The 13,025-nt window shown below is 58.2% G+C and carries 12 protein-coding genes and 1 pseudogene; 6 read left to right on the top strand and 7 right to left on the bottom strand.

Annotated elements, in window-relative coordinates:
• Positions 1-38: 38 nt before the first annotated feature.
• Entirely contained in the window at positions 39-659 is a 621-nt protein-coding gene (locus ACHEXK_RS00065; protein ID WP_416547234.1) for a Crp/Fnr family transcriptional regulator, read from the top strand.
• Positions 660-750: 91 nt separating this feature from the next.
• Here ACHEXK_RS00065 and ACHEXK_RS00060 read toward each other — a convergent pair whose 3' ends face one another.
• On the bottom strand, positions 751-1,362 hold the full coding sequence (locus ACHEXK_RS00060) for a PolC-type DNA polymerase III (RefSeq protein ID WP_416547233.1): 612 nt from the start codon (positions 1,360-1,362) through the stop codon (positions 751-753).
• 202 nt (positions 1,363-1,564) lie between these two features.
• Between ACHEXK_RS00060 and ACHEXK_RS00055 the strand changes: the two genes are divergently transcribed.
• Genes ACHEXK_RS00055 through ACHEXK_RS00045 form a run of 3 tightly spaced genes read left to right on the top strand, consistent with a single transcriptional unit; the run spans position 1,565 to position 2,988 of the window.
• Positions 1,565-1,849 (top strand): antitoxin, encoded by a 285-nt coding sequence (locus ACHEXK_RS00055; RefSeq protein WP_416547232.1) that lies wholly within the window; start codon positions 1,565-1,567, stop codon positions 1,847-1,849.
• A 15-nt stretch (positions 1,850-1,864) separates the two neighbouring features.
• Positions 1,865-2,263 carry a type II toxin-antitoxin system VapC family toxin gene (locus ACHEXK_RS00050; RefSeq protein WP_416547231.1) on the top strand — a complete coding sequence of 133 codons (399 nt, stop codon included), beginning with the start codon at positions 1,865-1,867 and terminating at the stop codon, positions 2,261-2,263.
• Between the two features lie 47 nt (positions 2,264-2,310).
• Positions 2,311-2,988: a metallophosphoesterase family protein gene (locus tag ACHEXK_RS00045; RefSeq protein WP_416547230.1), complete on the top strand. Its 678-nt coding sequence runs from the start codon at positions 2,311-2,313 to the stop codon at positions 2,986-2,988.
• Between the two features lie 163 nt (positions 2,989-3,151).
• On the opposite strand, the gene ACHEXK_RS00040 is transcribed toward ACHEXK_RS00045, so the two are convergent.
• Complete coding sequence (locus tag ACHEXK_RS00040) at positions 3,152-3,433, bottom strand: type II toxin-antitoxin system ParD family antitoxin (protein WP_416547229.1); 282 nt, start codon at positions 3,431-3,433, stop codon at positions 3,152-3,154.
• Positions 3,434-3,608: 175 nt separating this feature from the next.
• Here ACHEXK_RS00040 and ACHEXK_RS00035 point away from each other — a divergent pair, with 175 nt between their 5' ends.
• Positions 3,609-4,040: a hypothetical protein gene (locus ACHEXK_RS00035; protein WP_416547228.1), complete on the top strand. Its 432-nt coding sequence runs from the start codon at positions 3,609-3,611 to the stop codon at positions 4,038-4,040.
• Between the two features lie 5 nt (positions 4,041-4,045).
• On the opposite strand, the gene ACHEXK_RS00030 is transcribed toward ACHEXK_RS00035, so the two are convergent.
• A complete protein-coding gene (locus ACHEXK_RS00030; RefSeq protein WP_416547227.1) occupies positions 4,046-5,986 on the bottom strand; it encodes a DUF2075 domain-containing protein in 1,941 nt (646 codons plus the stop codon).
• Between the two features lie 243 nt (positions 5,987-6,229).
• On the opposite strand from ACHEXK_RS00030, the pseudogene ACHEXK_RS00025 reads away from it, so the two are divergent.
• Positions 6,230-6,499: pseudogene (locus ACHEXK_RS00025) on the top strand (DUF3427 domain-containing protein); the annotation flags it as partial.
• A gap of 173 nt (positions 6,500-6,672) precedes the next feature.
• On the opposite strand, the gene ACHEXK_RS00020 reads toward ACHEXK_RS00025, so the two are convergent.
• The 4 genes from ACHEXK_RS00020 to dnaA form a co-directional block, all read right to left on the bottom strand.
• Positions 6,673-7,434: a DUF3800 domain-containing protein gene (locus ACHEXK_RS00020; protein ID WP_416547226.1), complete on the bottom strand. Its 762-nt coding sequence runs from the start codon at positions 7,432-7,434 to the stop codon at positions 6,673-6,675.
• Between the two features lie 144 nt (positions 7,435-7,578).
• A complete protein-coding gene (gyrB, locus tag ACHEXK_RS00015; RefSeq protein ID WP_416547225.1) occupies positions 7,579-10,182 on the bottom strand; it encodes a DNA topoisomerase (ATP-hydrolyzing) subunit B in 2,604 nt (867 codons plus the stop codon).
• 83 nt (positions 10,183-10,265) lie between these two features.
• On the bottom strand, positions 10,266-11,375 hold the full coding sequence (gene dnaN, locus ACHEXK_RS00010) for a DNA polymerase III subunit beta (protein WP_416547224.1): 1,110 nt from the start codon (positions 11,373-11,375) through the stop codon (positions 10,266-10,268).
• Positions 11,376-11,524: 149 nt separating this feature from the next.
• Complete coding sequence (gene dnaA / locus ACHEXK_RS00005) at positions 11,525-12,925, bottom strand: chromosomal replication initiator protein DnaA (RefSeq protein ID WP_416547223.1); 1,401 nt, start codon at positions 12,923-12,925, stop codon at positions 11,525-11,527.
• Positions 12,926-13,025: the final 100 nt, after the last annotated feature.

Raw genomic sequence — 13,025 nt, 5'->3', positions numbered from 1 at the left:
TGCGGCGTGGCGGCGCTTTCTCATATGATTTCAATCACATGAACACCCCAAAACCCGACCAGCGATTGATCGACCTCTTGCCCCCGGCCGTCTTGGCCGAATGCGAGGCGCTGCCGCTGCGCAAAGGTGAAAAACTGTTCACGACAGGCCAACAGCCACGCTATCTGTTTTGGGTCCATGCAGGCCAAGTCGTGCTCGAGCGAGCGACGGCCAACGGCAGCAGTGTGGTGCTGCAGCGCACGCACCAAGGCTTTGTGAGCGAGGCCAGCCTGCAGTCGCCGCGCTACCACTGCGATGCCGTGGTGGTGCTCGATGCCCACATCACCCGCGTGCCCGTGCCCGCACTCTTGCAAGCCCTCACCGATGACCCGGCCTTTGCCCTGCGCTGGATCGCCATGCTCAACCAAGAGGTGCGCCGCTTGCGCTTGCAATGCGAACGCCTGAACCTCAAGGGTGTGCAAGCGCGGGTGCTGCACTGGCTAGAGACCGAAGGCAAGGGCGGCTGCTGCGCCGTGACCGCGGGCTACAAATCGCTGGCCGCCGAGCTGGGCGTGAGCCACGAAGCCCTCTACCGCGCTTTGGCCGAGATGGTGGACGCGGGTTTGGTGCTGCGCGAACCTGAGAAATTGTGTTTGAAGCCCAAAAACCCACGCCCATGAGCTGCGCTCCAGCAAGTGCACGACAAGACGGAGCTGCCGCTGGGTTTGCGGAGAATGGGAGGGTGAGGTTAAGGGAGAGGGTGAGGGTCGTTCAACCCTGCGCACGGTGCTTCAAATACGGCCCCACCATGTGGCGGCTGGTGCGTTGCAGGCCCATCAGCAAGGCGTGGTCGGGCTGCTGGCAGCCGAAGCGGGTTTTCAGGTCGTGCTGCATCTGCGCCAGCAAATGCGCGGCCATCTCGGCATCGGCCAGCGCACGGTGGGCGCGGCCTGACGACGGCAAATGGTGCAGCGCCGCCAGCGTGCCCAGCTTGTGGTTGGGCGCTTGCGGGTACAGGCGGCGCGACAGCAGCACCGTGCAGGCAAAAGGGTGCGACGCATCTTCTCCGCAACGGGCCAGCTCGGCCTGCCAAAACTTTTTATCAAAGGCCGCGTTGTGCGCCACCATGGGCCGCCCGCCCACAAAGCGGGCCGCCTCGCGCATCACCTGCTCGGCTGGGGGTGCGGCCTGCACCATCTCGTTGGTGATGCCCGTGAGCTGGGTGATGAAAGAATTCACCCGCAACCCGGCGTTCATCAGGCTTTGGTAGCGGTCCACCACCTGCCCGCCTTCGAGCATGACAATGGCCACTTCGGTGGCGCGGTCGCCCATGTTGGGCGAGATGCCCGTGGTTTCGAAGTCGATGATGGCGATGGGGGTCATGGGTGGCACAGCGGAAAGCATTCGGGGTAACTGTTCAAGCTTATCCGACAGCCCGGCCAGCAGCGCCCACTCTGACGCAGAAGGCTTTTTGAATTTTTAGGAGGGGCTGCGGGTGGGCATGGCGTTGGATGTACCCCTTAGGTAGCGCACAATCAAAATTCGTCATATACTTTGATATATACCAAAACCCAAGGAGGCCTCCATGTCACAAACTGCCAAACTTTTTGCCAACGGCCGAAGCCAAGCTGTGCGCCTGCCAGCCGCATTTCGGTTTGACACCCAAGAAGTCTTCATCCGACAAGACCCCGCCACGGGCGACGTGATCTTGTCGCGGCGGCCCGAAGACTGGCAGGGTTTTTTAACCGCCGCTCTGGCCGCCCAAGTGCCAGATGACTTCTTGGGCAGCGAGGAACGCCAAGCACAAGGCCACACGCCAGCCCCGGAGCGAGACCCATTTGAAGACATGCCCCCTTCACTCAATCACTGACCAGCGAGCACGCCCATGTCACCGCGCTACATGCTGGACACCAACACCGTCAGCCACATCATCAAACGACACCCGCAAGTCATCCAGCGCTTGCTGGCTGTGCCCATGCACACCGTTTGCCTCTCGGCCATCACGGCGGGCGAATTGTCATTGGGTCTGGCCAAGCGCCCCGAGGCCGTGGCCTTGAAAGCAGCTGTCACAGAGTTTTTGCGCCGAGTGGAAGTGCTGCCTTGGGATGCTGCCGTGGCCCACAACTACGGCACCGTTCGCGCACAGCTGCAAAGCCTGGGCACACCCTTGGCACCGCTGGACACACAAATTGCAGCCCATGCACTGCATGCCCAAGTCACTTTGGTGAGCAGCGACAAAGCCTTTGTGCACGTCGCGGGTCTGCAGCTTGAAAACTGGACTTGATCAACGTCTGAACAGTGCAACACTGACCGCCCCCAAGCTGCGCACACATGACCGGCCCCATCCTCTTCTGCGGCGACCCCCACGGCCAATGGCAGCACATCATCGATGCCGCCTTGCAAACCCACGCCCGCGCCGTCATCCTGCTGGGTGATCTGGAGCCGGCCCGGCCGCTGCACACCGAGCTGGAAGCCATTTGGGAGCGGGTCTGGTTCATCCACGGCAACCACGACACCGACCATGCGGACAACTTTGGCAACGTGTGGCACCCAGAGGTGAGCGAGCGGCAACTGCACGGCCGCGTTGTCACGCTGCCCTGCGGCACGCGCATCGCCGGGCTGGGCGGCGTGTTTCGCGGTGCGGTGTGGTACCCCAAAGACGCACAAAAGCCCAAGTTTCGAAGCCGCGAAGCGCACGCACGCGTGACGCCGCGCCAAGACCGCTGGCAAAACGGCGTGCAGCTGAAACACTGGTCCAGCATCTACCCCGACGAGGTGGAACAACTGGCCAGCCAGCAAGCCGACATCCTCATCACCCACGAAGCGCCCGGCTACCACGAGCACGGCTTCAAAGCGCTGGACTCACTGGCCCGCCGCATGGGCGTGCGCATGACGGTGCACGGCCACCAACACGACTGCATTGACAGCAGCGCCCAATGGGACGCGCAAGGGTTTCAGAGTTTTGGGGTGGGACTGCGGGGGGTGATGGCGGTGGATGGGCTGGATTGATCGTCACCCACTATCAACAGCCGCCATTCAATCCGGCAAATGCATGGGTCAAATCCATGCTGTCATGAAGCAAACGGATGACATCGATGGCTTGCCCCCCCCCGCCACCTTGAAAACCACCAAATGGCGGCGTTTTCTGCCAACCGAACTGTCCATACCGACGTCATTGGTCAGTGCGCACCTTGGCAGCCATGCCCTGCAGGTGATCGCGCAAGCCTTGCTTGGATTCAAAAGTCTTGAAACGCCCCGCGTCAATACCGGCAATGGCTTCTTGAGCTGCTTTTCGCAAAGCCGCAAGTCGGTAAGCGTCCTCGGCTTCTCGCTGCTCCACCATGCGCAGCCCCTCGCGCAGGACCTCAATGGCATTTTGACAGCGGCCACTTTGGACCAGCTGCTCGACCAGCGCAGCTTGGTGATCAGTCAGCACGACATTTCGGGTGGGCATGGGAGGGCGCCTTCTTGGAAAAGGGTTGGCATGTTATGCCAACAAGGTCAAACGGGCCGTGGTTCTAGCCGTCAACCACCGAGCTAATGAACAACCCACCGCACCCAGGCAAAGCCCTGGTACACCAAGCCGCACCAATTTCTTAAGCTGATTGCCTCACCCACATGGAGGCAACATGCACCCCGCAACCAACCCAAGCACCACGCCTGTTTATGGCGTTCGCCCCAGCAAGCCCGGCTTGTATCTGGGCTTGTTTCATGGCCGCGACACGCCCAACCAAGTCATGAACGGCTGGGGCTTTGATGGCCCGGCCATTGGGCCGCTCAGGTACTTTCACACCACCTACGCCTGCTCGGTGAATGTGGAATTCGTCAGCCCCACAGATGCCCAACTGTTCACAGGCACCCACGACACGCTCATGGACTTGGCCATCAACGGTGACCTGCTCTGCTTTGACGGCAAGCTGTACGGCGATTGGACCGTCTACATGGTGACGCCCGAAGAATGCTTCAGGCCACCCGACACCTTCCGGCAAAACACCCGCCCCAACGATTTGCGAAGGCAAGCCAAACTCAAGGAACCATTTAGCGGCGAGTGCAGTCCATGAACTCGTTAGATAACTTGAATTCCAAGAGAGGTCAAATAACCAAAAATAGGGTCGTAAAAAGCCGGATCTCTGGTGGGATCCTCGGGATCGCCGGGGGGGATCACGATCACCATGCCTTGCCGAGCGCGGGTGAGCAAGACCCGATAGGCATTCTTCAAATACATCTGGCGATGCGCCAGGTGTATTTTTTGCCATTTGTTGCCCACAAACGAACGGTATTCCCATTCGGCTTCGCCAAAGCGCAAGTCGGCATCCCAGACCACACAAGCCCAGTCGAGCTCTAAACCTTGAACATGAAACTCGGTGGCAACGTCTTCCAAATAAAAAGAAGACCGAACGTCATCGCGGTCGTCCAAAAACCAATGGATGGGGTCCATGGGTGAACGAACGTCGATGGCGTGTGGGCGCAGGCGAACGGCTTGCGAAGAAACCACCATGCCGAAGCGCTCGCTGCCCCGAGCTTTTTCGCGCAACCAGCGCTTGGCCTTGTCCAAATCCCGGGTCACCACGATTGGGTAGCGCGCCTGAACGTCTTGGAACATGGCTTGGGCCAAATCGGTACGACGGTCCAACAAGTGCTTCACGAAGGTGGACACATGCTCTGCGCGGAAGGAGCGCATGGACACCGACAAATGCAGATCATCGTTGTGGTGAACGTTGTCCCGCGACTTCAGCTGCGTCAGCGCTCCGTTTGCACCGTACTCTGAGTCTTGAAGGTGCGGCGAGATGTGCACCTCCCAATCGGGGTAGTGCTCGTGAATGGCCTTGAGCCACTCGCCAATGCCCGCCTCACCCGTATTGATCTCTTGACCACCGCCCACCAAACACACGACCACCGCCCAGTCGGGGTGACGGTCAAGACAAGAAATCAAGAAGTCGGGCTCGGAGCGGTTGAAGTCTGGGTAGCCCTTTTTGCGGGCCATAAACTGGGTGGTTTGTTCCAGCGTCCAAGCGCGCTGCGCTTCATCAAAGATCACCACGTGGTCCACTGGCGGCCGCTCGTCCGATAAATACGCATCGCGGAAATGGTGAACGTTTTGAATGAAGGCTTCAACGGCTTTTCTGGCTTCGCCTTTGCGCAACTTTTGTCCCACGGCTTTTTTTCGTGCCACCTCGTCCCGAACCAAGGCTTCACGCAGAATGGCCACCAAAGGGCCATTGCCCGATAGGTACACGCTGTGCAAATCGCTCTCAGCGTCCATGTGCTTGGTGGCGATGTCCAAGCCCACCAAGGTTTTGCCCGCACCGGGAACACCCGTCACAAAACAGATGGCCTTTTGCTTCCGTTGTTTTGAGTCTTGGATCAGCTGCGCAATGGCAACCGAGGTTTGCGCCAAGTTCTTTTCACCCGCATCGTTGCGCGAGAGTTCGGCCACCGAGTGGTTGCCGTAAAGCGCAGACGCCGCTTCGATGATGGTGGGGGTGGGACGGTAACGACCGTTGGCCCAAGCAGAGGCGTCCAGATGGGCGCCCGACGAAAAGGCCAACACCTCTTCGATGGTGGCGGCCAAGAAGGCGGGGGATGTGTTGATCGGCAAAAGCACACCGTCGTTGTGGTGACTGGTGACGATCTGACCGCGTGTGCCTTGTGTTTGCGTGGCGATCAAGATGGGTGCGATCACGCAGTGGTGACTGGTCTCGTGGAAGTTTTTGAGGTCGAGCGCGTAGTCCCAAACCTGATCCACCGCAGCACGGTTGAAAAGCGCTTCACCCACCTTGAACTCGATAACAAAAATGGCGTGGTCGATCAACACCAACACATCGATGCGTTTACCCAACCGCGGCACGATGAACTCAAAGAAAACGGTGCCGCGGCCTGTGAACGGTTTCAGTTCTTTCTGAAGAATTTGTATCTGTGAACGCCATGCATCGCGCTGGGTTGTCTCGATGGAAAAACCACTGTTCTCAGTCAAGACACCCAGCACCAAGTTGGGGTCTGATGTCACAAATTGCTTGATGTGTGCCGAATAGAAGGAACGATTGGAATATTGCACGCGTTACCTAAAGTACTTATTTTTAAATTGAGATGATCTTAAACGGATTGATGATGATTCAGGATGCCAGCTTGATGCTCAACCACCTGAGTTAGGAACGAAATGTTCTCAGTTGGCCATTTGGTGCTGGCCCAGAAAAAGGCGCACATCTTGCTGGTAACACTCAACTAACAAGGCCGGGCTGACGAGCACAACTACATGGACCACTGGATCGATGACACGCACTTTCACTGGCAAAGCCAGAACGCCACCGACCCGACCAGCAAACGCGGCGACGAAATCATCCGCCACGCCGCTTTAGGCATCGACATCCATCTCTTTGTGCGCGACTCCAAGCTGGCCGCTGGCAAGGCCGCTCCCTTCACGCACAACGGCCGGGTGCGCTACCCCTCGCACCAGGGCAGCAGGCCCATGAGCATTGTGTTTGGGCTTGATGCGGTGGTGGGCTCAAGCCCTCTTGATTGAACAAGCCTTCACCTAAGCCACCCAGCTCAATGACAATTGCTCGCGGGGAGCTCACCTCTGCTCAAGCACTCTGTATTGCCAAGATGGTATCCGGAGGGTATGATGCTTGCCGGATCTGAACCCCGGCTCGTCTGGTCATTAGGATTCCACCGGGGCCCGCAAGGGCCCCTTTTTTATAGCCGCACGATATGCAATGGGTCTCTGGGCGATGCGTGTTTACACACAATGGGGGCTAGACGACCAAAATAATTCTGGCCGGATTTCTTTTTCATATAGGCCGATGGCGCCAAGTGTTGATAGAGCAAAAAGGCCGTGACATCCACCGATTGAATGAAATACGAGTGGCTGGAATCCCGGTAGTTCGGGTCTTCGATGATGGTTCTGATTTGCAGGTTGCGATAACCTGACGATTGCTGACTGGGTACAGGATTGAACGCTCGCATGCGTCGGAGCAGAGCGTTGAGTTTCTTTTCATCCGATCGGTCCGAGAAAAGCATGCCCATATCGTCCGGGTTTCTCGGCCCCGGAAAATTCCTATGCGCCAGCGTATTTTCAAACCGCTGGATCAACGCTTTCCATGCAGACTCAAAAACATCGTAGTTGGCTGGTTTGTTAGCTTTATCGACCACTACACAAATGAGGCTCAGATCGAGCATGCTGGCAAGCTTGTCTGCACAGCGGCGGAGTATTTCAAGCCGCTGATGCTTGGGGATACGCACCAAACCACCTGGTTTGGAAAGCATGGGGCTTGCATGGATCTCTTCTCGCAGCTTGAGACCGAAATCGGTTTTTTGCTCTCTGCGAAAGGCAATCAGCTCATCCAGAGTTTGGCGCCATCGAAGTTCATGCAGAACAAGGCCCGTCAATACGAAATAGCGCGTTGGCGAGCCAGTGAGGCCAATATCGCCACTTTCATCCACATACATCAAATACATGGCTCAAAGCCTCCCCAGGCTAGATGAGATGGCCGAAGCGCACCGGACTCTGAGGCCCTTGATGGTGTCTACTTCAGCGGTGTGATTGTAAGTACTTGATTCCTATCAGTTTTTTCAAATTTACGGATTCGGATCCAATAAGTCTTAGATATCAATGTTCCCCGCACGCAGCGCGTTGCTCTCGATGAAGTGGCGGCGCGGCTCCACCTCGTCGCCCATGAGCATGGTGAACACGCGGTCGGCTTCGATGGCGTCGTCGATCTGCACGCGCAGCAGGCGGCGCACAGTCGGGTCCATGGTGGTTTCCCACAGCTGGGCGGGGTTCATCTCGCCCAAGCCTTTGTAGCGCTGGCGGCTGGTGGTGCGTTCGGCTTCGCTGATGAGCCAATGCATGGCTTGGCGGAAGTCGCTCACTTTTTCTTCTTTCTGGCGCTCGCCTTCACCGCGTGTGGCTTTAGCACCTTCGCCCAGCAAACCACGGAAGGTCTCGGCCGCTTCGGCCAGAGCGCCGTAGTCAGCGCCGTGCACAAAGTCTTGCGTGATGATGCTGCTCTTGATGTTGCCGTGGTGGCGGCGGCTGATGCGCAGGATGGGTTTGTCGGTGCGCACGTCGAACTCGGCCGTTACTTCGGCCGGGATGCCGGTGGTGTTGAGTTCGCGCAGCTTGGCTTGCAGAGCGGGGGCGCACGCAGCGGCTTGTTCCATGCCATCCAGGTTGAGTGACACGCCGTCGGCCATGGCGCGCAGGGCTTCGGCGTCCATGAAGTTGGACAGACGGGCAATGACGTGCTCAGCCACTTGGTGCTTGCGGGCGAGCGCTTCCAGCGTCTCGCCTGTGAGCTCTTGCGGCGCAGCGCCGCCCGTGCTGATGCTGGCGTCTTTGAGCGCGATGCGCAGCAAGAAGCCGTCAAGCGCCGGGCCGTCTTTGAGGTACAGCTCTTCTTTGCCAGCCTTGACTTTGTAGAGTGGTGGCTGGGCGATGTAGATGTGGCCACGCTCGACCAAGTCGGGCATCTGGCGGTAGAAGAAGGTCAGCAGCAGGGTGCGGATGTGCGCGCCGTCCACATCGGCGTCGGTCATGATGATGATGCGGTGGTAGCGCAGTTTGTCGACATTGAAGTCGTCGGTGCCGCTCTTGCCGGATTCGGCGCTGGCTTTGCCAATGCCGGTGCCCAAGGCGGTGATGAGCGTGACGATTTCGTTGCTGGTGAGCAGCTTCTCGTAGCGGGCTTTTTCGACGTTCAAAATCTTGCCGCGCAGAGGCAAGATGGCCTGGAATTTACGGTCGCGGCCTTGCTTGGCCGAGCCGCCGGCGGAGTCACCCTCGACGATGTAGATTTCGCACAGGGCCGGGTCTTTTTCTTGGCAGTCGGCCAGTTTGCCGGGCAGGCCCATGCCGTCGAGCACGCCTTTGCGGCGTGTCATTTCGCGGGCTTTGCGGGCCGCTTCGCGGGCGCGGGCAGCTTCCACAATCTTGCCGCAGATGATCTTGGCGTCGTTGGGACGCTCTTCCAAAAAGTCGGTCAAGGCTTTGGCCACGATGTCTTCCACCGGGGCACGCACTTCACTCGACACCAGCTTGTCTTTGGTCTGGCTAGAGAACTTGGGCTCGGGCACTTTCACGCTCAAGACGCAGCACAGGCCTTCGCGCATGTCGTCGCCGCTGACTTCGACTTTTTGCTTCTTGGCAATTTCGTTTTTCTCGATGTACTTGGCAATCACCCGGGTCATCGCGGCACGCAGGCCGGTCAGGTGGGTGCCGCCGTCACGCTGCGGGATGTTGTTGGTGAAGCACAGCACGTTTTCGTTGTAGCCGTCGTTCCACTGCATGGCCACCTCCACACCGATGCTGGTGCCGGGGATGCCGCCATAGCTGTCGGCTGGGCGCTCACCGTTGGCATGGAAGGCGTTGGGGTGCAACACTTTTTTGTTGGCGTTGATGAAGTCCACAAAGCCTTTGACACCACCTGCGCCAGAGAAGTCGTCTTCTTTGCCGCTGCGCTCGTCTTTGAGGCGAATGCGCACGCCGTTGTTGAGGAAGGACAACTCGCGCAAACGCTTGGCCAAAATCTCGTAATGGAAATCGGTGTTCTGCGTGAAGATTTCGGTGTCGGGCAGGAAGTGCACTTCGGTGCCGCGCTTGTCGGTGGCGCCCGTGACGCGCATGGGCGAGACTTCAACGCCATCCACGGTGTCGAGCAAGCGGTTTTGCACAAAGCCTTTGGCAAAGTCGATCTGGTGCACTTTGCCTTCGCGGCGCACCGTCAGGCGCAGCCACTTGCTCAGGGCGTTCACGCACGACACGCCCACACCGTGCAAACCGCCCGAGACTTTGTAGCTGTTTTGGTTGAACTTGCCGCCTGCGTGCAGTTCAGTCAAGGCGATTTCTGAGGCGCTGCGCTTGGGCTCGTGCTTGTCGTCCATCTTCACCCCGGTGGGGATGCCACGGCCGTTGTCGGTCACGGAAATCGAGTTGTCAGAGTGGATGGTGACGACGATGTCGTCGCAGTGTCCAGCCAGCGCTTCGTCGATCGAGTTGTCCACGACCTCAAACACCAGGTGGTGCAGGCCCGTGCCGTCGGATGTGTCGCCGATGTACATGCCGGGGCGTTTGCGCACGGCCTCCAGGCCTTCCAGGATCTGGATGGAGCCTTCACCGTAGCCTTCGGATGCGCCCGCTTGGTGGGCGTCGATCTTAGGTTGCGCGGTGGTGAAAGCGTCTTCGCTGGGCTTGATGTCGTCGGTCATGTTCAATTTTCTCTGTCGCTTGAATGGCCGAAACCCGCGAGGGTTCGCGGGTTTCGATAGGGTGGGCCTTGAGGGCTTTCGCCTTAAATGCGCATCGGCATCACCACGTATTTGAAGTTGTCGTTCTCAGGAATCGTGATCAGCGCCGAGCTGTTGGCGTCGGCCAGATCGATGCGGACCATGTCTTGGCCCATGTTGCTGAGCACGTCGATGATGTAGGTGACGTTGAAGCCGATTTCGATGCTGTCGCCACCGTAATCGATGTCGAGTTCGTCCACGGCTTCTTCTTGCTCGGCGTTGGTGGAAGCCACGCGCAAGCTGCCAGGCTCCAAGTTCAGGCGCACGCCCTTGAACTTGTCGCTGGTCAGGATGGCGGTGCGCTGCAAGCACGACAGCAGGGCTTGGCGGCCCAGTGTCAGGTTGTTGCTGTGGCCCTTGGGGATCACGCGGTTGTAGTCGGGGAACTTGCCCTCGACCAGTTTGGTCACGAACTCCATGCCGTCAAAGCTGAACTTGGCCTGGTTGTTGGCAAACTGCATCTCGATCGCGCCGTCGGCATCCGACAGCAAGCGCTGCAGCTCCAGCACGGTTTTGCGCGGCAAGATGACCTCTTGTTTGGTCGGCACTTCCACGTCGAGCGTGGCGGCAGTGAAAGCCAGGCGGTGGCCATCGGTGGCCACCAAGCTCAGGCGTTTGCCCTCGGCCACAAACAAGATGCCGTTGAGGTAGTAACGGATGTCGTGCACAGCCATGGCAAAAGAGACTTGCCCCAGCAAATGCTTGAGGGTTTTTTGCGGCACGCTGAACACGGGGCCAAAGCTGGCGGCTTCTTGCACCAGCGGAAAGTCTTCTGCGGGCAAAGTCTGCAAGGTGAACTTGGATTTGCCGCCCTTGAGGATCAATTTGGCTTGCGACGATTCGAGGCTGACGGTTTGGTCAGCGGGCATGGTGCGCAGAATATCGATGAGTTTGCGGGCACCCACGGTCGTGGTGAAGTCACCGGCGTCACCGTCCATCTCGGCGGTGGTGCGGATCTGGATTTCGAGGTCGCTGGTGGTCAGCTGCACGGCGTGGCCCGTTTTGCGGATCAACACATTGGCCAGCACCGGCAGGGTGTGGCGGCGCTCGACAATGCCGGACACGGATTGCAGAACCGACAGCAATTTGTCTTGGGTGGCCTTCAGGACGATCATTTGTCTACCTTTGATGGTTATTTGCGCTGCAGCTCGAAACTGGACGCATTGTCATAACAGCATCCATTTTCGCTGTTTTTTGGCCGCAAAACGGCCCAATGGGGGGTCAAATCACTTAAATCAGCACACCAACGGCAGTTCACTGTGGCTCACCCTTTGAGCGTTTGCTCCAGCACGTGCAGCTGCTGGTTCAACTCGGTCATTTGCTGGCGTTCGGCATTGATTTTGCGCACAGCGTGCAAGACGGTGGTGTGATCGCGTCCGCCAAACAGCTCGCCGATCTCGGGCAGGCTCTTTTGGGTCATTTCTTTGGCCAAATACATGGCAATTTGGCGCGGGCGGGCAATGCTGGCCGGGCGCTTTTTGCTGTACATGTCGGCGACTTTGATCTTGTAATAATCGGCCACCGTTTTCTGGATGTTTTCGACGCTGATCTGGCGGTTTTGAATCGACAGCAAGTCACGCAGGGCATCGCGGGCCAGCTGGATGGAAATTTCTTTCTGGTTAAAGCGCGAATAGGCCAGAATTTTGCGCAGGGCACCTTCGAGCTCACGCACGTTGGAGCGCACGTTTTTGGCCACAAAAAACGCCACTTCCTCGGGCATTTCGCTGCCTTCGCTGATGGCTTTGTTGATCAGGATCGCCACGCGCATTTCCAGCTCCGGCGGCTCCATGGCCACCGTCAAACCAGAGTCAAAACGCGAGACCAAACGCTCGTGGATGTCGGCCAGGCCCTTGGGGTAGGTGTCACTGGTCATCACAATGTGCGATTTTTTGGCCAGCAGCGCCTCAAAAGCATTGAAGAATTCTTCTTGTGTGCGGTCTTTGTTGGCAAAGAACTGCACATCGTCGATCAGCAGCAGATCGAGCGAGTGGTAGTGGTGCTTGAACTCATCAAAAGTCTTGCGCTGGTAGGCTTTAACCACATCCGAAACAAACTGTTCGGCGTGGATGTACAAAACCTTGGCTTCGGGTCGGTCAGCCAGCAGTTTGTTACCGATGGCGTGCATGAGGTGGGTCTTGCCCAAACCGACCCCGCCGTAGATGAACAAGGGGTTGTAGAGGTGCCCCGGCGAGCCCGACACATGCATGGCCGCCGCACGCGCCATGCGGTTGGCGGTGCCTTCGACCAGGTTGTCAAAGGTCAGCGCAGTGTTGAGTCGACTGCGGAAGGTGTTGGCCGCCGGTTCCTCGGGCAAATCGATGGGTTCCGGTCCGTTTTCCATCGACGATGGTGTGGACTGACGCACAGGCCTGATGCCGGCATCACGAGGAGTGAGCACTAACTCGATTTGAACAGAATGGCCTTGAAGGCTTTCCAGCAAAGCCGCCAAACGTCCCGCATACTGGGCACGAATCCAATCGAGTTTGAACCGGTTGGCGACGAACAGGGTCATCCGCAATTGGTCTTCCGACATCTGCGCGGTGAGCGGTTTGATCCAGGTATTGAACTGCTGCTCAGGCAGCTCTCGGGACAACTCGTCCACACAAGCCTGCCACAAAGCTTGGCCGGCATCCATCGAAGTTTCTGGGTTATTTCCCTCGGGCATGTTGTATTTTTTTTGTGGACAGTTGAGAGAAAAAATGGCATGGGAATCAAGCTTATCAAGAGCTTATCCACATGCCGATGGGGTTGCAGCGGCCCATCAT

The organism is Limnohabitans sp. DCL3 (assembly GCF_048019295.1).
Classification (GTDB): domain Bacteria; phylum Pseudomonadota; class Gammaproteobacteria; order Burkholderiales; family Burkholderiaceae_C; genus Limnohabitans_A.
Note: the sequence above shows the minus strand (reverse complement) of the source record. Positions and strands in the feature narration are given on the sequence as shown.